25 protein-coding genes are annotated in these 22,801 nt (G+C 60.4%); 3 read left to right on the top strand and 22 right to left on the bottom strand.

Annotated elements, in window-relative coordinates; translation table 11 throughout:
- Positions 1-10: 10 nt before the first annotated feature.
- From CARG_RS01520 to clpS, 5 genes are all read right to left on the bottom strand, one after another.
- Positions 11-799, bottom strand: a complete 789-nt coding sequence (locus CARG_RS01520; RefSeq protein WP_041746889.1) for an MBL fold metallo-hydrolase — start codon at positions 797-799, stop codon at positions 11-13.
- 61 nt (positions 800-860) lie between these two features.
- Positions 861-1,712, bottom strand: coding sequence for a glutamate racemase (gene murI, locus CARG_RS01515; protein ID WP_020975623.1), 852 nt, complete (start codon positions 1,710-1,712; stop codon positions 861-863).
- Positions 1,709-2,683, bottom strand: coding sequence for a P1 family peptidase (locus CARG_RS01510; protein ID WP_020975622.1), 975 nt, complete (start codon positions 2,681-2,683; stop codon positions 1,709-1,711). The genes murI and CARG_RS01510 overlap by 4 nt, the downstream gene beginning before the upstream one ends.
- Positions 2,673-3,215: a DUF2017 domain-containing protein gene (locus CARG_RS01505; protein WP_020975621.1), complete on the bottom strand. Its 543-nt coding sequence runs from the start codon at positions 3,213-3,215 to the stop codon at positions 2,673-2,675. The genes CARG_RS01510 and CARG_RS01505 overlap by 11 nt, the downstream gene beginning before the upstream one ends.
- Before the next feature lie 76 nt (positions 3,216-3,291).
- Entirely contained in the window at positions 3,292-3,630 is a 339-nt protein-coding gene (gene clpS, locus CARG_RS01500) for an ATP-dependent Clp protease adapter ClpS (protein WP_020975620.1), read from the bottom strand.
- A 33-nt stretch (positions 3,631-3,663) separates the two neighbouring features.
- Here clpS and CARG_RS01495 point away from each other — a divergent pair, with 33 nt between their 5' ends.
- From CARG_RS01495 to CARG_RS01485, 3 genes are read left to right on the top strand one after another with little or no spacing between them, the layout of a single operon-like run.
- Positions 3,664-4,980, top strand: a complete 1,317-nt coding sequence (locus tag CARG_RS01495; protein WP_020975619.1) for a nicotinate phosphoribosyltransferase — start codon at positions 3,664-3,666, stop codon at positions 4,978-4,980.
- A gap of 39 nt (positions 4,981-5,019) precedes the next feature.
- Entirely contained in the window at positions 5,020-6,951 is a 1,932-nt protein-coding gene (locus tag CARG_RS01490) for an ATP-dependent DNA helicase (protein ID WP_144198642.1), read from the top strand.
- Positions 6,948-8,399 (top strand): class I adenylate-forming enzyme family protein, encoded by a 1,452-nt coding sequence (locus tag CARG_RS01485; protein WP_020975617.1) that lies wholly within the window; start codon positions 6,948-6,950, stop codon positions 8,397-8,399. The genes CARG_RS01490 and CARG_RS01485 overlap by 4 nt, the downstream gene beginning before the upstream one ends.
- Here CARG_RS01485 and eccB read toward each other — a convergent pair.
- From eccB to rpsE, 17 genes are all read right to left on the bottom strand, one after another.
- Positions 8,382-9,605 carry a type VII secretion protein EccB gene (gene eccB, locus CARG_RS01480; protein WP_144198452.1) on the bottom strand — a complete coding sequence of 408 codons (1,224 nt, stop codon included), beginning with the start codon at positions 9,603-9,605 and terminating at the stop codon, positions 8,382-8,384. The two genes, CARG_RS01485 and eccB, sit on opposite strands and share 18 nt — an antisense overlap.
- Positions 9,606-9,663: 58 nt before the next feature.
- Positions 9,664-11,988 carry a DUF6541 family protein gene (locus tag CARG_RS01475; protein WP_020975615.1) on the bottom strand — a complete coding sequence of 775 codons (2,325 nt, stop codon included), beginning with the start codon at positions 11,986-11,988 and terminating at the stop codon, positions 9,664-9,666.
- Positions 11,989-12,066: 78 nt separating this feature from the next.
- A complete protein-coding gene (gene truA / locus CARG_RS01470) occupies positions 12,067-12,894 on the bottom strand; it encodes a tRNA pseudouridine(38-40) synthase TruA (RefSeq protein ID WP_041747247.1) in 828 nt (275 codons plus the stop codon).
- Positions 12,895-13,023: 129 nt separating this feature from the next.
- Positions 13,024-13,539, bottom strand: a complete 516-nt coding sequence (gene rplQ, locus CARG_RS01465) for a 50S ribosomal protein L17 (protein WP_020975613.1) — start codon at positions 13,537-13,539, stop codon at positions 13,024-13,026.
- Positions 13,540-13,598: 59 nt separating this feature from the next.
- On the bottom strand, positions 13,599-14,615 hold the full coding sequence (locus tag CARG_RS01460) for a DNA-directed RNA polymerase subunit alpha (protein ID WP_020975612.1): 1,017 nt from the start codon (positions 14,613-14,615) through the stop codon (positions 13,599-13,601).
- Between the two features lie 58 nt (positions 14,616-14,673).
- Entirely contained in the window at positions 14,674-15,279 is a 606-nt protein-coding gene (gene rpsD, locus CARG_RS01455; protein WP_020975611.1) for a 30S ribosomal protein S4, read from the bottom strand.
- Between the two features lie 21 nt (positions 15,280-15,300).
- Entirely contained in the window at positions 15,301-15,705 is a 405-nt protein-coding gene (gene rpsK / locus CARG_RS01450; protein ID WP_020975610.1) for a 30S ribosomal protein S11, read from the bottom strand.
- Between the two features lie 3 nt (positions 15,706-15,708).
- Positions 15,709-16,077 (bottom strand): 30S ribosomal protein S13, encoded by a 369-nt coding sequence (rpsM, locus tag CARG_RS01445; RefSeq protein WP_020975609.1) that lies wholly within the window; start codon positions 16,075-16,077, stop codon positions 15,709-15,711.
- Between the two features lie 177 nt (positions 16,078-16,254).
- Positions 16,255-16,476, bottom strand: coding sequence for a translation initiation factor IF-1 (infA, locus tag CARG_RS01440; RefSeq protein WP_005519800.1), 222 nt, complete (start codon positions 16,474-16,476; stop codon positions 16,255-16,257).
- Between the two features lie 176 nt (positions 16,477-16,652).
- Entirely contained in the window at positions 16,653-17,324 is a 672-nt protein-coding gene (locus tag CARG_RS01435) for a L,D-transpeptidase (RefSeq protein WP_020975608.1), read from the bottom strand.
- Positions 17,325-17,370: 46 nt separating this feature from the next.
- Entirely contained in the window at positions 17,371-18,174 is an 804-nt protein-coding gene (map, locus tag CARG_RS01430) for a type I methionyl aminopeptidase (protein WP_020975607.1), read from the bottom strand.
- Positions 18,175-18,251: 77 nt separating this feature from the next.
- On the bottom strand, positions 18,252-18,797 hold the full coding sequence (locus tag CARG_RS01425; protein WP_020975606.1) for an adenylate kinase: 546 nt from the start codon (positions 18,795-18,797) through the stop codon (positions 18,252-18,254).
- Positions 18,794-20,116 carry a preprotein translocase subunit SecY gene (gene secY, locus CARG_RS01420; protein ID WP_020975605.1) on the bottom strand — a complete coding sequence of 441 codons (1,323 nt, stop codon included), beginning with the start codon at positions 20,114-20,116 and terminating at the stop codon, positions 18,794-18,796. The genes CARG_RS01425 and secY overlap by 4 nt, the downstream gene beginning before the upstream one ends.
- 470 nt (positions 20,117-20,586) lie before the next feature.
- Positions 20,587-20,973 (bottom strand): hypothetical protein, encoded by a 387-nt coding sequence (locus tag CARG_RS01415; protein WP_020975603.1) that lies wholly within the window; start codon positions 20,971-20,973, stop codon positions 20,587-20,589.
- Between the two features lie 536 nt (positions 20,974-21,509).
- Positions 21,510-21,959: a 50S ribosomal protein L15 gene (rplO, locus tag CARG_RS01410; protein WP_020975602.1), complete on the bottom strand. Its 450-nt coding sequence runs from the start codon at positions 21,957-21,959 to the stop codon at positions 21,510-21,512.
- Between the two features lie 7 nt (positions 21,960-21,966).
- The gene (gene rpmD, locus CARG_RS01405) at positions 21,967-22,152 is read right to left on the bottom strand and encodes a 50S ribosomal protein L30 (protein WP_020975601.1); all 186 of its coding nucleotides are present in this window, start codon (positions 22,150-22,152) and stop codon (positions 21,967-21,969) included.
- Between the two features lie 3 nt (positions 22,153-22,155).
- A complete protein-coding gene (gene rpsE, locus CARG_RS01400; protein ID WP_020975600.1) occupies positions 22,156-22,782 on the bottom strand; it encodes a 30S ribosomal protein S5 in 627 nt (208 codons plus the stop codon).
- Positions 22,783-22,801: the final 19 nt, after the last annotated feature.

Genomic DNA, 22,801 nt, shown 5'->3' with positions numbered 1-22,801 from the left:
GGAGGCACTTTTAATTAACGACGCCGCGGGTGTCGCTGTCTAGCTGCATGCCTGCGGTGCCGATGATGACGGGGCCGTCGAATTCGGTTTCTGCAGAGGCTTTCGCGACGTCAGCATCCGCCCATGGGGGAATGTGAACGAGCACCAGGGTCTTAGCGCCGGCAAGCTTGGCGATGCGGCCTGCTTCTGCACCGGACAGGTGCATGTCGGGGGCTTTGCCTTCGCTGGTGTCTCCCCAGGTTGCTTCGCAGAGGAAGAAGTCGGCGTCGCGGGCGCAGTCGATCAGTTCGTCGGTGTAGGCACTGTCGCCGGAGTAAGCCACGATGGCGCCGGTTTTGGTGCACTCGATGCGCATCGCGTAGGTCTCCACGGGGTGGATGACGGGGTAGGGGGTGACCTTCAGTCGGTCAACGAAGACGGGTTCGTATGCCTGCCAGGGTTGAAAGTTGAAGGTGTCGGAAAAGTCGTCGATTTCACCGTAGGTGTCGGCGCTGATTCTGCCCAGGCGCTCGGTGGTTTCGACGGGGCCAAGGCACAGCGTGCGGGCTTTACTGGGGCGCTCGGGGTGGTAGCGGCGCCAGACCAGTAGGGAGGGAAAGTCGAGGCAGTGGTCGGCGTGGAGGTGGGAGAACAGCATGTGGACGCTGGAAGGGTCGGCCACCTGTTGGAGTTCTGCGAGTATGCCGGGTCCGCAGTCGATGAGTACGTCTTGTCCCTCTACGTCGTGGATGAGGTACCCGGATGCAGGGTTGTTTGGGCCGCCGACGCTGCCCGAACATCCTAGAATCCTCAGTTTCATAGACCTATCGTTTCATGTTGGGGGCTTTTTAGTGAATTAAAAGGGCCCTATCCAACTAATTTCACATACCTTTTAATTGGGACACTTGGGTCACAGCTGGCCCCAAGAATCGGCCTGCGAGCTGGGCGAATATTTCGGGGTCTCCGGTGGATTCGAAGGTTCTGCGAGCCACATGATCGGGGTCTGCGAGCATGTCGGTTTCGCTCAAGATTTTGAACACGTCTTTGGCTGTTTCCTCTGCACTGCTCACCAAGGTGACGCCGTCGCCCATGGCTAGTTGGATGACGCCGGACAGCAGGGGGTAGTGGGTACAGCCAAGCACGAGGGTGTCGACGCCGTGTTGCTGCAGCGGCTCCACATAGGCTTGGGCGATGCCGAGGATCTGCCGGCCACTGGTGATGCCTTTTTCAACGAAGTCCACGAAGCGGGGGCAGGCCTGGGCATAGCATTCAACGTGGGGGGACGCGTTGAATAGGTCCTGGTAGGCACCGGAATTTACTGTTCCGATGGTTCCGATGACGCCGATTTTCCCATTGCGTGTTGCCGCGACTGCGCGTCGCACGGCGGGGACGATCACTTCCACCACGGGTACGTCGTAGCGTTCCCGGGCATCACGCAAGAAGGCGGCGGAGGCCGTGTTGCAGGCGATGACGATCATCTTGCAGCCGCGCTCTACCAACTCGTCGGCAATGGCCATGGCGTGCTCGCGTGTTTGTTGGATCGGCAGCGGCCCATAGGGCCCGTTTTTGGTGTCGCCGATGTACACGATGGATTCGCCGGGCAGCTGGTCGACGATGGAGCGGGCGACGGTCAGCCCGCCGACACCAGAATCAAAAATGCCAATCGGCGCATTATTGTCAGCGTTATCTGCGTGATCGGCGTGGCTGGTGTTGTCGGTGTTGCCAGTGCTCACTTGAGGATCTCCTTCAGGCTGGTCTGGTTCTCCCCCGGCTCCGCATTGAAAATGGCCTGGGCAATGGCTTCGGATACGGCGTCAGCCGCGCTTGCGCACAGCGCGCCAAGCGTCGGAATGTTGACGCCGCGACCGTCGCCGGTGGCAAGAGCGAAAAAGGTGTCCCCGTCCAGTGGGGAGTGCGAGGGGCGGACAGCGCGAGCCAGCCCATCGTGGGCGCACATTGCTAGGCGTTTGGCCTGGGCTTTGGTCAATGGTGCGTCCGTTGCTACCACGCCGATGGTGGTGTTGAGTTTGGTTCCCAGCGGCGGCAATGCTTTAAAAGCATCAAGGTCGACGTGTTCGTTGGGCCGGCAGTAAACGGCACCGGTGTTGGGATCGACGACGGAGCCCACAGGGTTGGCAACCACGCAAGCGGCAACGCTGTACCCCTCGACACTGGTGACGGTTGCTTGTCCGTAGCCTCCGCGCACAACCCCAGCTGTAGCGCCACGACCAGCACCCACTGATCCGCACGGCGCCTCCTCCCCGACGCTAACGGATGCGCCTGCGCCCTCCTGATCTAAGACACTGCAGGCTCTGCGCACAGCCTCTGCCCCGTCCGCCGCGGTAGGCCTGATGCTGGGATCGCCCACCAATAGGTCAAAAATCACTGCCGCCGGAACGATAGGCACAATCGGCGAGTCCGCGACGTCATCAAGAACTTTGAATCCGATCCCCTGGCGCTCTAACTCCTGCATGGCACCATCGGCCGCCGCCAAACCATAGGCCGAACCGCCGGCCAACATCACCGCATGCACCTGCTGGACGGTGTTGTGCGCCTCCAACAGGTCGGTCTCGCGGGTACCTGGACCACCCCCGCGCACATCGACAGCGGCGAAGGCGCCCGCAGGACAGGCGACAGCAGTCACCCCCGTGGCGTCATGAGTGACGTGACCGACCCCAATGCCTGGCAGCAACTCAACGGCCAAGGAGCACCTCCAGCAAGGACTCCTGGCAAAACGCCAACCATTCGATGAAGAATTCCCGGCTGACCATGTCGTCAGAGGGCACGCGAGTGTCGGTCTCCGACAGGTACAGGCGCAGATCATTAAGTGCGCGCAGCCAATTGTGCACCTCATCCGGGTCGACCTCTACGCGCACCGAACCGTCGGGCCCCAGCGCATTAGTGATAGCCATCAGGCCGACGATTTTCTCGCGGCAGATGTCCTGCTCGTGCAGGGAACGCAGGAGGGAATTGTCACCCTCGTACTCTTCGTCACCTTCGCGTTCGAAATCGGGCAACAGGCGCGCCATGCCGGGGTCGGCCGGGGCTTCCTTGTGGCCACTGGGCATGCCAGTGAGCTCCGCAAGCTCATCCTTGGGGGCGGAACGGACGCGTTTGATCAACGTTTCGCACAGGTGGGCTGCGGCGTCGCCCAAAATTTCGCGCTCCATGGGGTCAAACACGGTGACGTAGCGGAGTGGACGGACGCGGCCGCCTTGCGAGGACCAGGCTTCCATAGTGTGTACGCTCTTCCCTTTTTTGTGGTGTGTTTCGTGTTGCTGCGACTGTGTTGTGAACGTGTTGAGGCCCCGCTTAGGCCTGCTGCATAGTGGCCCAGAGGCCAGCAGCGTGGAGCTTTTTGACGTCCGATTCCACCTTGTCGCGTTCTCCGGAGCTGACGACGGCTTTGCCTTCGGTGTGAACTTGCATCATTAGTTCGTGCGCTCGCTTGGGGTCGTAGCCGAGGATGGAAATGAACACGTAGGTCACGTAGCTCATGAGGTTGACGGGGTCGTCCCAGACGATACACATCCAGGGGAGGTTTTCGCTGGGGGCTACCTCGACGACTTCTTCGAGCAGCGGGGTCGGGCTTGCTCCGTTGCCTTGGGCCAGGCGTGGGGCCGCGGGGGTCTTCTCTGTAGCGGAAGTCATGCCCTAGATCATATCTACAGTAGAATAATCGGGGTGACTTCCACTCAGCGTTCAAGTGCCCTGTTGACTGACAAGTACGAGTTGACGATGCTTCAGGCGTCGCTTGCCGATGGCAGTGCCCATCGCCAGTGCGCCTTTGAGGTATTCGCCCGCCGCCTTAATGGCGAGCGCCGATACGGGGTTGTTGCTGGTACAGCCCGCGTTGTCCGCGCTATTGAGGACTTTGTCTTTACCGAGGAGCAGCTGGCCAGCCTCGATTTTCTTGATGACGTCACGTTGGATTATCTGCGCAATTACCGTTTCTCTGGTCAGGTGGACGGCTATGCCGAGGGCGAGCTGTACTTCCCCTATTCCCCGATTTTGACGATCCGTGGCACTTTTGCCGAGTGCGTGATTTTGGAGACTGTGATCTTGTCGATCATGAACTCCGATTCTGCGGTGGCCTCGGCTGCGGCGCGTATGGTGACGGCTGCTGATGGGCGTCCGATCATTGAGATGGGTTCTCGCCGCACCCACGAGTACGCTGCCGTGTCTTCCTCCCGCGCAGCTTATTTGGCGGGGTTTGACGCGACGTCAAACTTGGAGGCGGCGCACCGTTACGGCATTCCGGCTTCTGGCACCGCTGCACACGCGTGGACGTTGTTGCATGTCAATCCCGATGGCAGCCCCAATGAGGAGGCCGCGTTCCGCTCTCAGGTCGAGTCGCTGGGTAAGGGCACTGTGTTGTTGGTGGACACCTACGACATTGCCAAGGGTGTGGAAACAGCAGTGAAGGTTGCTGGCCCGGAGCTTGGCGGTGTCCGTATCGACTCGGGCGATCTGGGTGTGTTGACCCGACAGGTGCGCCAGCAACTGGACGACCTGGGCAATACCAATACCAAGATTGTTGTCTCTTCTGATTTGGATGAGTTCACGATCGCTGGTTTGCGTGGGGACCCGATCGATGTGTTTGGTGTGGGTACGTCGGTGGTCAATGGTTCGGGTGTGCCGACTGCCGGCATGGTGTACAAGATTGTGGAGGTTGAAGGCAATCCTGTGGCCAAGCGCAGCCGCAATAAGAAGTCTCTGGGTGGCGTCAAGCGTGGTTTCCGTATGCACCGTCGCACCGGTACTGCGGTGGAAGAGGTTGTTGTGCCTTTTGACGCCGTGGAGCCTCCTGCAGGCAGCCCGAGCGTGACCGCTCGCGAACTGACCCGTCCGTTGATGCGTGATGGCCGCCGGGTGGAGGGTTTGCCGACTCTCGAGCAATCACGTGAGCATTTGGCTGCTCAGCTGGTTTCTCTTCCGTGGGAAGGGTTGGCGTTGTCGCGTGACGAGCCCGCCCTGTCGACTCGTTTCCTAGGTTTCTAAAGGGTTGTGTCTACCCGCACCTACAATTCGCCCGAGGCGATGCTGTCCCACGTCGTTGAGCACATCGGCGGTGCACGGCGCGAGGGGCAGGTACGAATGACCAACGCGGTTGCGCGCGCGTTGGCGACCCACCGGCATCTGGCTGTGCAGGCGGGTACTGGTACCGGTAAGTCGATGGCTTATTTGGTGCCGGCTATTGAGCATGCGCAGCGTACGGATTCCACGGTGGTGGTGTCGACTGCGACGATTGCGTTGCAGAACCAGCTGGTGGGCAGGGATTTGCCGCGTTTGGTGGTGGCTCTTGATGGGGTGGTTGATCGCACGCCGTCGTTTGCGATTGTTAAGGGCCGAAGTAATTATGTGTGTCTGCAGCGGGTGGGGCAGGCGGAGGCTGATGACGCCGCGCAACCCAGCCTGGATTCTGGTTCCCCTGTGGAGTTGACGGAGTTGGGGGCGCATATGCAGCGGGTGCGTGATTTTGCCCAGGATTCAGACACTGGTGACCGTGATGACCTCGCCCCCGGTGTGCCGGATACTGTGTGGCGGGCGGTGTCTGTGACCGCTAAGGAGTGCATTGGTGCCTCGCGTTGCCCTTTTGGTGCGGACTGTTTCGCGGAGAAAGCCCGCGCAGAGGCGTCGGATGTTGATGTGGTCGTCACCAACCATGCGATGCTCGCTATTGATGCGTTGGCCGATGCGAATATTTTGCCGGAGCATGACGTCGTGATTGTCGATGAGGCACACGAGCTCGACGCTCGCATCACTGCTGTGGCCACAACGGAGTTGTCGGCGCAGGCGTTGGTGTTGGCCGCCAATCGTGCGGCGAAGCTCGACCCGGCTGCTAAGGCTGCTGATGATCTCAAGGGTCTGGCGGATGAGCTTGCCGACATGCTGCAGCTTGAGCAGCAGGGGCGTTTGTTGGAACTTACTGATCACGTCCAGGACACGCTGGTGGGGGTGCGCGACACTGTAATGCGGTTGCGTGACAAGATCCGCAGTGGTGCTGCCCCGGATGAATCAGACAACGATCCAGAGCGGGCAGCTGAGCGTCAAAACCTGGCCAACCATCTTTTGGAACTGCACGAAGGCATCGTGCGGATGTTCGACACGCTGGAGGCGCCACCGGATAAGACGCGTGACGTGTTGTGGCTGAACAACAAGACCCTCAAGGTTGCGCCGCTGTCGGTGGCGGGGTTGCTCAGCGATCGTCTTTTTAGTTCCAACACGGTTGTGTTGACCAGTGCCACGTTGAGCGTTGGCGGCAATTTCAACGCGTTGGCTGCGGCGTGGGGTTTGCCGAAGGGCACGTGGGATGGGTTGGATGCCGGCACCCCCTTCGACCCGCGCAAAGCGGGCATTTTGTACACGCCCCGCCATATTCCAGAACCGGGGCGCGACGGTCTTGCGCCGGCAACGTTGGACGAGATAGCGGGGTTGATCATGGCGGCCGGCGGGCGCACGTTGGGGTTGTTCGCATCCCGCCGTGCAGCAGAGCAGGCCGCCGCCGAGATGCGCAAACGCCTGCCTTTCGACATCCTCTGCCAGGGTGACGACACCATCCCCGCGCTGGTCAAGCGCTTTGCCGATAGCGAAAACACGTGTTTGTTTGGCACGCTCACCCTGTGGCAGGGCGTCGACGTGCCGGGGCGTTCCTGCTCGCTCGTCATCATCGATAAAATTCCTTTCCCCCGACCGGACGACCCACTGCTGCAAGCCAGAAAAGAGGCTGCTGACGCCGCGGGCCGCAACGGATTCATGGAAGTCGCAGCGACCCACGCCTCCCTGTTCATGGCGCAAGGTGCCGGGCGCCTCCTGCGTTCCGTCGACGACCGCGGCGTCGTCGCTGTGCTAGACAAGCGGCTAATAGAAAAACGCTACGGCTCGTTCATCCGCTCCTCTATGCCAAGCTTTTGGCCCACGCATGACCCCGACGTTGTCACCCAAGCGTTGAAACGGTTGGTGGCGCAGTGACACGGACGCGCACAACCAGCGCGGCAGAAACACCCCTGGCTGCACGCCTGTGGGATGTCCTCTTCCCTGAGGAAGGGCGCGAGAAGTGGTGGAACACACCAGCACTCGTCGACGCCCATGAGCAACTCACCTACGGACAATTCCACGATGAAGTCCTCACCGTCGCCGCGGGCATCATCGATCGGCTCGACCAGATGCACGGCCAAGCAGAACCCACGGGCAGTCATAACAGCTTGGGGGGCACAGTGGTCGGCATCGAGTTGCTCAACGGATGTGGGTTCGCGATCGCCTTCCACGCTGTGCTCGCCGCCGGATGCATCGCCATGCCCGTGCCGCAAGTGCCCGACACCAGCTACTTCTACGCACGCTCCGGGGCAGCGCTCGCCCTCAATGAAGAAGAACTGGCGCGCCTGCGCCAACACCCGCGGTGTCTTGAGACCCCTGCCCGGCGCAGCGGAACGGATGTTGCCGCCCTGCCTTTTTCCTCCGGCACGACCTCCCTGCCAAAGCCGGTGCGGCTCAGCCACGCCAGCCTCGCCGCCAACGTTGCGCAATTCGTAGCTGTCGCCCCCTGGCAGCCAGGCACCACCGTGCTCTCCGTCCTGCCGCTGTCGCACATTTATGGACTGACAGTGCTGCTCAACGTGCCTCTTGCCATGAAATGCCGCGTGGTCACCAAGCCTTTTACCCCCAAGGAATTCCTGGACGACCACGCACGCTTCCGCCCAGCCGTGTCCTTCATCGCTCCGCCCCTAGCCCGACTGCTGGCCACCGCGAAAGCCGACTTTTCCTCCCTCACGGTGATGATCTCCGGCGCAGCACCCCTCGACCCCACTATCGCAAAACAAGCCGAAACCAACACCGGTGCAAAGATCTACCAAGGCTATGGCCTCACCGAAGCCTCCCCCGTCACGCACCTCTGCCGCCACGACGACCCCCTCGCCTCGATCGGCCATCCCCTGCCACACACCACGCACAGCATCCGCGCCCCCCAAGACGGCACCCCACTGCCCAACGGGCAGACCGGTGAACTCTGGGTCCAAGGGCCCCAAATCATGCTCGGTTACGAAGGCGAAGCCGACACCGGCGACTGGCTGCGCACCGGCGACCTCGCCTCCATTGGCGAGCGCGGCGAAGTCTATATCCACGGCCGCGTCAAAGAACTCATTAAATACAACGGCTTTTCCATAAACCCCTACCGAGTCGAGCAAGCCATCACCGCCGCAGGCCTGTGTGATGACTGCGCCGTCTACCCCGCGACGTCATCAAGCGGAGAGGAAATCCCGGCAGCAGCCCTCGTCAGCCCCAAGCCAGCGAACCTCACACTGGAGCAACTCCAGCGGGCACTAGAACCCCACCTGGGACGCTACGAACTACCCCGCGCCCTACGCATCGTCGATGCCATCCCCCGCAGCGCCGCCGGCAAAACCCTACGACGCGAACTCTAACGCCGCCTGGCGACTGAGCGTCGAGCCCCTAGGCAACAAACTCAGGACCGGCCACGGCGCCTGAGCCTGCGCGCCCTCCACACCCAACGCCTCCGCGGCCTCCGGCTCGATCAGATGCACCCGCCCAGACTCCGTCACCGCATACAACCCTGCCTCCGTCCACACGGCCACGGCACCCGCAATCTGAGCCCTAAACGAATCCGCATGGGCCTTGCCCACCACTGCCGCCGCAGCAGGCTGAGGATCCGAACGCACCGACACAAAAGAGCCCTCTGTCGCACACACCTCCGTCGTATCCGGATCCACCCACTGATACCGCTGCGACGGGAGAACCAAACGGTCCTCCGCATCCGCAATCCGCACACTATCCGGAGCACGGCCCTGACGAACCTTCGCACCCAACAGCACCAGCACATCCACCTGAGTCTGAGTTAGCGCCTGCACACCACTGGGATTATCCAGCCAAAAACTCCCCTGCTCTTCAATAATCTCCCACGGACCCGGCGGCAACACCACCGGAGGCTTCTCGGGAATCGTCGCAACAAACTCCGGGCTGAGCCGCGCAAGCGTCGCACCCCGCGTATCCAACACGCGCCGAAGCGCACGCCCCTCGGTACTATCCGGCGCAGGCAACTCCACCCTGCCATCGGCATCAATTACATACTGAGTCCCATCGGGCACCACACCCAACAACGCCCACCCCTCCGCCATACGCTGCGGCGCGACCCCATATTCAACACCCATCGTGCCATCCGGCGACACGCACGCGCTCCACGCAAGCCCCGCGGCGTCATCACCCGGAAAAATACGCTGAGGGGCATCCGCAATCCCCACCGGCGCGCCCTTCGACGCAGCAGAAATATACTGCGCACTGGCGCGAGCAGGCTCCACCGGCTCGCCCGCAATTAACTGCGCACTCGTCAGATTCACCACCGGATGCACCACCGACTCCACCCGCACATACGTCGTGCCGCCATGGGCAAACACCATCGCATCACCTGGGTCATGCTGAGGCCGGAAGAACGCCAACGCCACAGCCCCCAACCCCACCACAGCGCACACCACGCTGCCACCAATGACCGCCTTGCGGCGCCGCGCCAAAGGATCATCAATCATGCGGATGTCCCCCAACACAAGGCCGTGCTCCGCCCTGCGCTGCATAAACTTATGCCCACTAACCTGGGCTTTAGTGGTCGAACGAACCATAGGACCCCCGAATCCCCCAAAAAGAACAAGTGCTACGCCCACAGGGTAGCAAAACTTTCTACTGTTCGCGCTCCTTCAACGCATCCAACACAGCCTGCTGGTTTGCCTCGATCGCAGCATTCGTTGCCTCGAACTGGCGGGCGGAATACATATCCGACCAGTCGTAAGGGTACTCCTTCACGGGGTTATTGTTGGTCTTCCAACGGTGGTAGTAGGGCTTGTTTGCATCCGCCGGGTCCTTCGCGATCCCAAGTTCCCCCATCGTCGGGTGGTGCGGCAAGGGGGTTGGCGAATCACCACTATCGCGCATCGCATTAATCTGCGCGTCGGTGAAGTGCTTGTTGACCGCGAAGATACGCACGTCACCGTCGTGGTAAACCAAGGTCGTGCCTGGGGTGGTCCACAGGCCATACTCCAAGGATTCCATCGGGAATTGGAACCACCAGAACGACGGTGGCGACACCATGATGTAGTTGATGTCCAGATTGTCGACCGCAATGTCTACCGCGTTGGCCTCGTCCGGGTCGTCGAAGTTCCCGCGGCCCAGTTTGTCCGTCGCCCAGTAGGCAGCCAGAGTATCGCTGCCAGGTTTGGCATCCGGCCACACATAGTGACGGAACAGCGCGGGCAGGTTGTTGTAGGCGTACATCCAGCCGCTGCCCTCGGCCGGGTTGATCAGGATGCGCCCCTCGAATGCCTTGGGCTGCTTGGCCAGCCAGTCGAAAGCATGCAGGTCGGCTTCGCTGGTCAAGCGGTTATCGCGGGCGGCGACGATACCGAACACGCTCGCATCCACCGTGTCGGCGTAGGCCTTGTTGGCGAGCACAGCGCCACCACCGAGTGCGGCGAGCACCGAAACAATCGCGCACACCCGCTGCCAACGACGGAGCAGAACCCACACGATCAAGCGACCCACGGAGGCGATCGCAATCGCTGCCGACGCCGCGGTCAACATCGCCACAGGCATCACCAAGCGACTGTTGACGTTGTAGTGCATCGACCCATACGCCCACAAAATATTGTGGATGGTGCCTTCGAAAGGAACGAGCGAGTTCACGGTCGCGCCGACCATCAGCACATACATCAGCGGAGCCCACACATTACGGCGCCACAAAAGGGTAATGACGCCGCCCGCTGCCGCAGCCCACAGCAAAGGCTCATTGACCCCAAAATCACCCGCGTGGCGGGTTTGTAGGGTCAGCACCATCTCCCACGCCTCTTGGCGGGTGATCGCCTCGTAGTTGTTAAAAGCCTGCACTTCTTCGGTCTGGGTGTTTCCCGCGATGATCTGAGGCAACACCAACACCGTGCCCAAAGCACCTGCCGCGGCTAAAGCCCCAACGTCGGCCAGTCGACGCAGTAGCCAGGGGGCGCGGCCTTCAGTGGACAGCTGGGTCTGTGGTGCGGGCAGCGCCCATAACAGCCACCACAGGGCAACGCCCACAACAACGACGGTGACGGCAGCGGGATGGGTTTGGAAACAACCGGCAAAAGCCACAGCCGCGGCGAGGATCCTGCGAGGAGCTGCAGCACAGGAGGTGATCAACCACAGCGTGGAGCCCACCATGCACAACGCCGCCAGATACGGCCACGCACCGATGAAGATCCCCACCCAGTACATTGCCGGAATGGCCACGACAATAATCGGGGCGAATCCGGCCGCAATCTGAGCTGTGAGACCCCGGCTGGCCATGATCCGCCACGCCAGCACCGCCATGCTCATCGGCAGGGCCAACGCCGGAATCAAAATACCCGCCACGTTGGTCGCAGCGATAGGGCTCAAGTGCGCTAGGTCGCCAGCAATCCACGCCCCCGCATGCCACCCCGTCGGGTAGTAGGCCATCCCGTGGGTTTCAACATTTTGCAACTCCCCCATGCGCTGAGGCGCAGCCACCCCAGTGTTGGAGATGAAACGCAGCACGCTGGCATGCCAATGCACATCCCAGCCCTGGAAAATGGACTCCACCCCGCGCTGGTCCAGCAGCCACAGCGAACGCCACCCAAGCAGCCCTGCCCCGGCTAGTGTTCCCACCGCCGGCAAGACCCAAAAAGTGTCCTCCCACGTGGCCCTCAGCTTAAGCTTCCACTGCTGCTTCCACTCGAGTTCACCCGCACGAAGACTGCGGAGCTTCTTAGGATCCACCGCCCAACGCCACAGCCCCGCCACGAGAACAGAAACAGCAAAGAACACCGCAACACTCGCGACGTCATAACGGATATTCATCACTCCATACAGCCACGCTGCCAGCCCATACACGCCGAAGGTGACGGGTACAGACGCCGCGGTCGCAGCTGGCAGCTTTAAGCCCGACAACCAGCTGAGCACAAGCCCAGGCAGCATAAACGCCGCGGTTGCGATAAGGACAGCCCAAAGCAAAGACATGCGTAGTTACCCAACGGTGGAGACGACAATCGACGCAGAAAGTATAGCCCCGGCTACCTCCACCCGCCGGGCGGCGCGCTAGTCACGGCGGTTACGGGTCTGTTCGGCGCGGGAAGCGAGCTCTGAAGACGGCGGGTAATCAACCCCGGTGAGCCTCAAGCCCTTGGCAGCGGCGACCGGAATGGCGCTGCTTCGGGTGGTTTCGGCGAGTAATTCATGCGCGAATTCTGGGCTGCGCGCACCCGAGCCAACAGCCAGGCAGAACCCTACGAGGGAACGAACCATGTTCCAGCAGAAGGCGTCCGCGGAGACTTCGGCCTCGTACAGTTGTGGCTCTTCTGGGGTGGAAACGTCGCGAAAGCGGAAGGTCTGCAGGTCACGAATGGTTGTTGCGTTCGGTTTCGCGCGGCAGAAGGCGGCGAAGTCGTGCAGGCCGATGAGGTGGTGGGCGGCCGCGTTCATGGCGTCGACGTCAACTGGTTTGTTGAATGTGGCGGTGTCGCGTGCCCGGGTGGGCAGTGCGCCGCGGGGATTGGTGGTGATGCGGTAGCGGTAGTGGCGGCGCAGGGCGGAGAAGCGCGCGTCGAACCCTGGGGGCGCGTAGGTGACGTCGTGGACGCGGACGTCTTCGGGTAGTAGTTTCGCGAGGCGGCGGACGAGGCGGCGGGGGTCACCGTCGATGCTGCGGTGCTCCAGGATGTGTCCGGGTACATCGACGTGGGCTACTTGGCCGGTGGCGTGGACGCCTGCGTCGGTGCGGCCTGCAACAGTGAGTGTGACTGGGGTGCGGCTGATGAGGCCCAAGGTGTCTTCGAGGGTTCCTTCGACGGTACGCAGGGGTGGTTGTTTCGCCCAGCCGTGGAAGTCTGTGCCGTCGTAGGCGATGTCGAGGCGCAAGCGCACCATGTTGCCGCCGGTGGTGACACGGGTGGTGTCGACGGGCTCGAGTTTTGCTTGCGTCAGGGTGTTCATGGGTGAAAGTGTACAAAAAAAGCGGGCCACCCGATCGGGTGGCCCGCTTTGGTGAAGAAGCTTTTACTTCTCAGCCTCTTCGAGGGTTTCGACAGCTTCAGCTTCTTGCTCAGCTTCTACTTCCTCGACGATTTCTTCAGCCTTCTTCTTGTTGGCTGCGTCTTCTTCAGCCTTCTTGGAGGCAGCTGCGCGGGTAGCGCGGGTTGCCTCGGCTGCGACGGTCTCCTCGAGAACCAGGGAGATCTGGCTCATGGGAGCGTTGTCACCCTTACGGTTTTCGAGCTTGACGATGCGGGTGTAGCCACCCTCACGGTTCTCGAACTTGGGGGCGAGCTCGTTGAACAGGTAAGCAACAACTTCCTTGTTCGGGACGAGCTTGAGCACGTTGCGGCGATCCGCAACAGTGCCGGACTTTGCCTTGGTGATCAGCTTTTCTGCGTAGGGGCGCAGAAGCTTGGCCTTGGCGTCGGTGGTCTTGATTGCACCGTGCTCGAACAGCTGGGCAGCCAGGTTAGAAAGAATCTTCTTCTGGTGCGAAGCCGAACCGCCGAGACGGGCGCCCTTCTTGGGGGTAGGCATTAGGTACTCCTCGTGTGCTTATGTTTTGTGAGCGCGGCAAGCCGCTATAGACGGCGTTTCTACTCGGTGTCGTCAGCGTCCGGGTCGACAAAGTCGCCGGTTGCTGCGTCGTATCCCTCAATGGTGGTTGGATCGAAATCTTCCGGGGCGTCCGCCAGGGTCAGACCCAGGGAGGCAAGTTTGATCTTGACCTCGTTGATGGACTTCTGGCCGAAGTTGCGGATATCCAGCAGGTCGGACTCGGTGCAATCAGCGAGTTCACCGACGGTGTGGATTTCCTGACGCTTGAGGCAGTTGTAGGAGCGAACGGAGAAGTTCAGGTCCTCAATCGGCATCCCGTAAGCGGCAATGTGCTCGCCCTCAATCGGGGAGGGGCCAATTTCAATGCCTTCGGCGGCGGTGTTCAGCTCGCGGGCGAGACCGAACAGTTCGACCAGGGTTTTACCCGCAGATGCGAGAGCGTCACGTGCGGTGATGGAGTTCTTGGTCTCGACATCGATGATCAGCTTGTCAAAGTCGGTGCGCTGCTCAACACGAGTAGCTTCAACCTTGTAGGTGACCTTGAGAACCGGGGAGTAAATCTGGTCGACCGGGATGCGGCCGATCTCTCCGGTGGAACCGTACATGGTGGCGGGGACGTAGCCGCGGCCGCGCTCCACTACCAGTTCGATATCGAGCTTGCCCTGCTCGTTGAGGGTGGCGATGTGAAGATCCGGGTTGTGGATCTCGACGCCTGCCGGCGGCTGAATGTCAGCAGCCGTGACCTCGCCTTCGCCTTCCTTACGCAGGTACATAACGACCGGCTCGTCGGAATCGGAAGACAGAACCAGGCCCTTGATGTTCAGGATGATGTCGGAGACGTCTTCCTTCACACCGGTAATGGTGGTGAACTCATGGAGGACACCGTCGATCTTGACGCTGGTGACCGCTGCTCCAGGGATGGAGGACAGCAGGGTGCGGCGCAAAGAGTTGCCGAGGGTGTAGCCGAAACCGGGCTCCAGGGGTTCGATGGTGAACTTGGAACGAGCGGAGTCGATGACTTCCTCGGTCAGCTTGGGACGCTGGGAAATGAGCATGTGGCTAAAACTCTCCTTGGGTGACGCCCGCTATATGACGTCTGTAGGCAAAGGATGATTACTTCGAGTAGAACTCGACGATGAGCTGCTCTTGCAGCGGAACGTCGATCTGAGCGCGCTCGGGCAGCTGGTGCACGAGGATGCGCAGGGTAGACGGCACGACCTGAAGCCAGGCCGGGACGACGGCGTCGACGAGGTTGTCCTGAGCCTCTTCGAACCACAGCATCTTGCGGGACTTCTCGCGAACATCGATGATGTCGTACTGAGAAACCTGGAAGGAAGGAACGTTGACCTTCTTGCCGTTGACCAGGAAGTGGCCATGGGACACGAGCTGGCGTGCCTGGCGGCGGGTGCGGGCGAGGCCTGCACGGTAGATCACGTTGTCGAGACGGGACTCGAGCAGGATGACCAGGTTCTCACCAGTCTTACCGGGCTGACGGTTTGCCTCAGCGTAGTAACGGCGGAACTGCTTCTCCATGACGCCGTAGGTGAAGCGAGCCTTCTGCTTCTCCTGCAGCTGGAGCAGGTACTCAGATTCCTTGATGCGAGCGCGGCCTGCCTGCCCCGGAGGGTAGGGGCGACGCTCGAAGGACATGTCGCCGCCGACGAGGTCGACGCGGAGACGACGGGACTTACGGGTTGCGGGGCCGGTATAACGAGCCATTTTTTACTTTTCCTTTCCCTGCTAGACGCGGCGACGCTTCGGCGGACGGCAACCGTTGTGCGGGTGCGGAGTCACGTCGGTGATCGTGCCAACCTCAAGGCCGGCGGCCGAGAGGGAACGGATAGCGGTTTCGCGGCCCGAGCCCGGACCCTTGACGTAAACGTCGACCTTCTTCATGCCGTGCTCCATTGCCTTGCGGGCAGCGTTTTCAGCAGCCAGCTGTGCAGCGAACGGAGTGGACTTGCGGGAACCCTTGAAGCCGACGTGGCCGGAGGATGCCCAGGAGATCACAGCACCATTGGGGTCCGTGATGGACACGATGGTGTTGTTGAAGGTGGACTTGATGTATGCGGCGCCCTGCGCCACATTCTTCTTCGCTACGCGGCGGCCGGTACGGCGACCACGTGCGCTCTTCGGAGCTGCCATGTTTTACTTCTTCTTTCCGGCGATCGTCTTCTTCGGACCCTTGCGCGTACGAGCGTTGGTCTTGGTGCGCTGACCACGAACGGGCAGGCCACGACGGTGGCGAAGACCCTGGTAGCAACCAATCTCGATCTTGCGGCGGATATCTGCCTGAACCTGGCGACGGAGGTCACCCTCGACCTTCCAGGTTGCTTCGATAACGTCACGCAGAGCAGCGATCTGCTCGTCGGTGAGGTTGTCGGTGCGCAGGTCGGGAGAGATGCCGGTCTCTTCCAGCAGCTTGGCGGCACGGGCGGGGCCGATGCCGTAAATGTACGTGAGTGCAACCTCCATGCGCTTATTGCGAGGGAGGTCCACACCAGCTAGACGTGCCATGTGGCATAACCTTTCCGGTTGTTACGGTGGTTTTCTCCACATCCGTCCCCGTCAAACAACACTTTCCCCGGTCGGGGCCGGGCGGTGGGTTGCGATTTCACGAGGCTCCAGCCACCGTGGCCAGAGGTCGAGAAAAACCCTTAAGCTAAGGATTCTTGGATGTGAAGGCGGAATTGTTTACTTGTAGCGGTAGACGATACGGCCGCGGGTCAAGTCGTAGGGAGAAAGCTCCACAACAACTCGGTCCTCGGGGAGGATACGGATGTAGTGCTGGCGCATCTTGCCACTGATGTGTGCAAGAACTTTGTGTCCGTTGTCCAATTCGACACGGAACATTGCGTTGGGGAGAGGTTCGACAATGCGGCCCTCAACCTCGATAGCGCCTTCCTTTTTAGCCATATCTTCCTAACCTGTTTTCCGTGGCACCTAAGGTGGTACCTGGAGTATCAATCTGCGTACAGCTGGCATCAGCGCCCACTAGGGGAGCAAACACCAAACTGCAACACTACACGCTCACCGGTAAAAATAAAAATGCCCCAGCTATAAACGCTGGGGCAAGAAACGCTATGCGCGTTTTAGTAGACGTAGACCATGTCTCCAGGCTGCAGATCGTTGAAGTAAGTGATCGCATCCTGGTGATTCAGGTGGATGCAACCGTGGGACCACAGGTTGATGTCACCCGAGTGGAAGGCGATACCGGTGTTGGTAAAGTAGGTCGAGTACGGCATCGGCGCGTTGTTGAACTCGCGGGAGATTTCGTCCTTGACCTTACGCTGCACGTAGAAGGTCCCCTTAGGCGTTGCGGTCTCCGGAGAAGGAGCACCAGCAGACATCGGAACGGCGCCGTAGACAACCTGTCCATTGCGCTGCAACCAGGTGCGCTCGCCGGACAAGTCCACACAAGCGCGAGCCTGCGGAGGGCAGGAACCACGATCGAACTCGGGGGCCGGTGCAGGAGCCGGGGCCTCGGGAGCCGGTGCAGGAGCCGGAGCATTGTGGCTCTCAATCAAACCGGGGAACAGGCCATTCACAGTCTGATCAACACCAGTCTTCACACCAGCAGCAAGCTCCGGAGGCAAGCCGTTAGCCGCATTATGCATAGCGTTACGGGCATCCCAAGCACCCTGACGAACATCAGCCTCGCTAGAACCAACGGTTTGTGCACCAGCAATACCCGGGCTAGCAACGCCAACCACAGCGGCGCAGGCAACGGCAGCCGCAATACGACGAACAGACTTAAAAGACATGACTAGCAGTATATGCCCAGTTTTCAATGAACATGCAAACCAGCGTTTAAGCACCAGCCGGACGCGGCGTCAAAATACGCGGCCCACCAGCAGTAGCAGCAACCGTATGCTCCCAGTGAGACGCCCAAGAACCATCCAACGTCACCACAGTCCAATCGTCCTCCAACACCGCAGAATCCACGGTTCCCAGGGTCAACATCGGCTCAATGGCCAGCACCGACCCTTCCTGAATAACCGGGCCCCGACCCGGCTTGCCCTCATTGGCAAGATAGGGATCCTCATGCATGGTTCGGCCAATACCGTGTCCACCATAACCATCCACAATGCCCAGCTGCACACCGAACCTCTGCTCAGCTTTGCGGGTGGCGACCTCCAACGCATGGGAGACGTCAGTCAAACGGTTACCCGGCACCATCGCCTTCAACCCCTCCATCAACACCCACTCGGTGGCGGCGTTCAACGCCTGAACATCATCAGCCAACTCCCCCACCCCAAAACTCCAGGCGCTATCCCCCACCCAGCCCTCAAAAGTCGCGCCGCAGTCGATCGACACCAGATCACCTTCGGCAAGCACAGTCTCCTTGGTGGGGATACCATGCACGATCACATCATTAACGCTGGCACAAATGCTGGCAGGGAAACCCTGGTAGCCCAAAAACGTGGGGACCGCGCCAGCATCGCGGATCGTCTGCTCCGCGACGTCATCAAGATCCTTCAACGTCACCCCGGGAGCAGCTGCGGCCTTTACCGCGACCAGTGCCTTGCCGACGATCTCGCCGGCCGCCTGCATGGCGTCAAGCTCCGCCGGAGTTTTAGCGGGGATGGTTTTGTTCTTTTTGCGGAATCCCATGATGTGTCCTTAATGCGAAATGAAGCCCACGGCCCCAGGGGAGGGACAGTGGGCTTGGGTTATGGCGTACTCGACGGCTACTTGCCGAGAGCCTTGAGGGTGGCCTCGTTGATCTCCTCAACGCTACCCTCAGCCTTGATGCTGATAACTGCGTCGCCATAGTGGTCGATCAGCGGCGCGGTCTCGTTGCGGTACACCTGGAGGCGGGTGCGGATGGTCTCTTCATTGTCATCAGCACGGCCGCGGCCAAGCATGCGCTCAACCACGGTGTCTTCATCAACCTGGTAGTTGATCACGCCATCAAGTTTGACGCCGTGACGCTCCAGCATCTCAGCCAGCAAATCGGCCTGCTCGACAGTACGGGGGAAACCGTCCAACAGGAAGCCTTCCGCGGCGTCATCCTGCGACAGTCGGTCTTCGACCATGCGGGCGGTGACATCCGTGGGGACGAGCTTGCCGGCGTCGATGTATTCCTTGGCTTCCTTGCCCAGCGGGGTGCCTTCGCCAATGTTGGCACGGAACAAATCGCCGGTGGAAATGTGGGGCACGCCGAGCTTCTCGGTCAAGATAGCGGCCTGGGTACCTTTGCCAGCACCGGGAGGGCCGAGCAGAACTAGTCTCATTTGAGGAATCCTTCGTAGTTACTTTGCAAAACTTGGCTTTCGATTTGCTTCACGGTGGTCAAGGCGACGGACACGAGAATCAGGATCGCAGTACCACCGAAGGGGGTGACGTTCGCCGAAGCACCACCGACACCGAGGTCCATCATCAGGTTCGGAAGAACCGCAATGAGGCCGAGGTACAGGGCACCAACGAACAACAGCCTGTTCATAACCTTACCCAGGTACTGGGCGGTGGGCTTACCCGGGCGGATACCGGGGATGAAGCCGCCGTACTTCTTCATGTTGTCCGCCTGCTCGTTCGGATCATACTGAACCGACACATAGAAGTAGGAGAAGAAGATGATCAGGATGAAGTACAAAATGATGTACTGGTAGGAGCCCGGGGACTGCAGGTACTGGACGACGTTGCGCTGCCACCAGTTATCCGGCGGGGTGGGCTTAGCCGAGTTGATGATCTGGGTGATCAGCACCGGCACGTAGATCAAGGAGGACGCGAAGATCACGGGGATCACACCAGCCTGGTTGACCTTCAGCGGCAAGTAGGTGGAGGTGCCACCGTACTGGCGGCGACCAACCTGACGCTTGGCGTACTGCACCGGGATGCGGCGCTGGCCCTGCTCAATGAAGACCACGCCAACGATGAGGATGAACACAGCAATCAACACAGCTGCGAAAATGACGCCGCCGGAGGAACGCAAGATACCCATACCCTGGCTGGGCATACGGGTACAGATACCCGCGAAGATCAGCAAGGACATACCGTTGCCGATGCCACGCTCCGTGATCAACTCGCCGATCCACATGACCAGCACGGCTCCGGCGGTCATCACAAGCACCATCAGAACCAAGTCGAACGGGGTGCGATCAGCCTTGAGGACACTGGTGCCGTTGCCAAGCAGCTGGCCACGATCAGCAAGTGCCACAATGCCGGAGGACTGCAGCAACGCCAACGCCACCGTGAGGTAGCGGGTGTACTGCATCATCTTCGACTGGCCGGACTGCCCTTCCTTCTTCAACTCCTCGAAGTGAGGAATGACCACTGTCAGCAGCTGAACAATAATCGACGCCGTAATGTACGGCATGATACCGATGGCAAAGACCGACAGCTGAAGTAGCGCTCCACCCGAGAAGAGGTTAATCAGCGAGTAGACGTTAGTGTCGTCCTGGGTTGCGGCTTTCACAGCCTGCATGATGGACGAATAATCCACGCCAGGCGAGGGGATTTGGGTGCCGACGCGGTACAGCACGATCATCGCAAGGGTAAAAAGCAATTTCTTGCGAAGGTCGGCGTCCTTGACGACCGATACGATGGCGGACACATATCCTCCTGGACAACCGCGGAAAATCGCGGAATTTTTAACTTAGGCTTATGTTATCGCCACGGGCCGTGGGCGCGTGGCGGCAGACTCAACCACTTTAGCAGTATTGACACACAAAGGCACCCCCAGGCCAACCTGAAGGTGCCACTGCCCCACCGCTACCCTTACGGGCAGCGCCAAGTGTTTAGGGAAGGTAATGGCGGATCGCCGCCACGAAACCGTTGAACAAGGCTCGCAGAAAGTCCAAAGGCCCAATTTCAATCTCGGAGCAGTCGCGCGTCAGATACATATCCGGCCACCATCTCGGGATGGTTAAGAAGCACGAAGTGGACCGCCCCGACTAACAGGACGACCCACAATGTGTGTACACATATCCAACAAGGAGTTCAGGCACAAGCCTGCAGCAGCCCCGTATCAACCCAACGCACTGTCTCTAATGGGGCAGCTGAGGCGTTTTAGGAAGAGAATCCCTAGAAGAACTCCCTGACCTGCGACAGGAAGTCACCTACGCCGGCCTTAGCCTTCGCGGCGTCAACATCCTCCTGGGTGATTGGGCTTGTCGGGCACGGGAAATCGTAGCCGCGGTCTAATGCCGGCAGCTCCTTGCCCGCCCAGTCAGCCTGACACTTAGCGATGTCTGCCTCGGTGGTGACACCGTACTTCAGCACGGTTCGGGTGCGGCGGTCGAAGTCAGGATTTTCCGCAGGGTCACTGGAGCCTTCACTGGAGAAGCTGGTGACAACACCCGTGCTCGACTCTTCCGCGTGGACCATCGGAGCCACAAAAGCTCCGAGTGCGAGGCCGCCGCCGAGTGCTGCGGCGAACAATTTTGTGGTCTTGATCTTCGAAGGGGTCATGGAGGTGATCCTTTCTGAATCTAGAGACTTCCACCGTCCGGAGATGTCTTGGAACGGCGTGTGCCCGCCACGCTAGGCGAGTGATTTGAGCATTTCAAGGGTTTTTAGGAACAGTTTCCAACTGGTAGATGAGCGTCCGCTTTGCCTGCCGATGAACAGTTGGGGCTGCCTCATCAGCCGCCTATGCCGCTGTGCCGTGCCAGTTTCCGGACATCCCCATCGTGACGCGCCTGTCCGAGTAGCGCATTCACAAAGTTGGATAAAAATTTCCGGGCAATCGGCATCTCAGGACAGCTGGCTAAGCAAGCGCAAGGGTCGCGCGTACAAAAAATCGGCAGATTTATACTGCATGACCGCATTTCCCCAGTTCGCGATTTCGATTATTCAAAATCTGCCGGAATTCTGTACATGCTTAACAGCCAAGCAGCCACACGAGATCTGGTGGGCATAAAAAAGAGGCTCTCCCACGAATGGGAGAGCCACTTTCTCTGTTTCACTAGCGGCTGCTGAGCAGAGCGCTAGTGGTTAAGCCGTTGTTACTTGGCTTCGGTGACGGTGCCGCCGGCAGCCTCGATCTTCTCCTTAGCGGAGGTCGAGAACTTGGTGGCGGTGACGTTCAGCTTGACGCTGATGTCGCCGTTACCGAGGACCTTAACGGGCTGGCGCTTGCGTGCCAGGCCTGCTGCAACGATGTCAGCAACGGTGACGTCGCCACCGTTGGGGAAGGCCTTCTCGAGGTCCGCAACGTTGACTACCTGGTAGGTGACCTTGTTGGGGTTCTTGAAGCCCTTCAGCTTCGGCAGACGCATGTGAAGCGGCATCTGGCCACCCTCGAAAGCAGCGGAAACCTGCTTGCGAGCCTTGGTGCCCTTGGTACCGCGACCAGCGGTCTTACCCTTGGAGGCTTCACCGCGACCAACGCGGGTCTTGGCCTTGTTGGCGCCCTTTGCGGGGCGCAGATCGTGGAGCTTAATCGGTTCGCTCATTGTTTACCTACTCCCCTGCTACTTCTTCAACGACGACCATGTGGCGCACGACGTTGATCATGCCGCGAACCTCGGGGGTATCGGGGCGTACGACCGACTGGCGAATGCGCTTGAGGCCGAGGCTGCGCAGCGAGTCCTTCTGGTTCTGCTTAGCACCAACGGTGCCCTTGAGCTGTGTAATCTTGAGGGCCATGGTTTAAGCCTCCTGACCTGCGCGTGCGCGCAGCATACGTGCCGGTGCGACCTCTTCGAGGGTCTTGCCACGGCGTGCGGCGACCTCTTCGGGGCGCTGCAGCTGCTTGAGACCGTCGACGGTTGCGTGGACAACGTTGATTGCGTTGTCGGAACCGAGGGACTTGCACAGGATGTCCTGAATACCAGCACACTCAAGCACGGGGCGGGCTGCGCCACCGGCGATAACACCGGTACCGGGAGCTGCCGGGCGCATCATAACGATGCCTGCGGCTGCTTCGCCCTGAACCGGGTGAGTGATGGTGCCGGCAACCATGGGGACGCGGAAGAAGTTCTTGCGAGCCTCTTCGGCACCCTTCTGGATAGCCGCGGGAACTTCCTTGGCCTTACCGTAGCCGACACCGACCATGCCTTCGCCGTCGCCGACGATGACGAGTGCGGTGAAGCTGAAGCGACGGCCACCCTTAACCACCTTGGAAACGCGGTTGATGGTGACTACGCGCTCGATGTACTGCGAGCGCTCGTCCTGCTGCTGGTTGCGACGATCGTCGCGGCGGCCGCGGCGCTCGTTGCGGTTGTCGTTGTTGTTTTCGGCGGAGCGTCCGCCGCCACGCTGTTCACGTCCCGACATTACGCCGTCCTTCCGTTGT

Source organism: Corynebacterium argentoratense DSM 44202 (genome assembly GCF_000590555.1).
In the GTDB taxonomy this organism is placed as follows: domain Bacteria; phylum Actinomycetota; class Actinomycetes; order Mycobacteriales; family Mycobacteriaceae; genus Corynebacterium; species Corynebacterium argentoratense.
The sequence above is the reverse complement of the archived record's forward strand: the minus strand, read 5'-3'. Positions and strand labels throughout refer to the sequence as shown.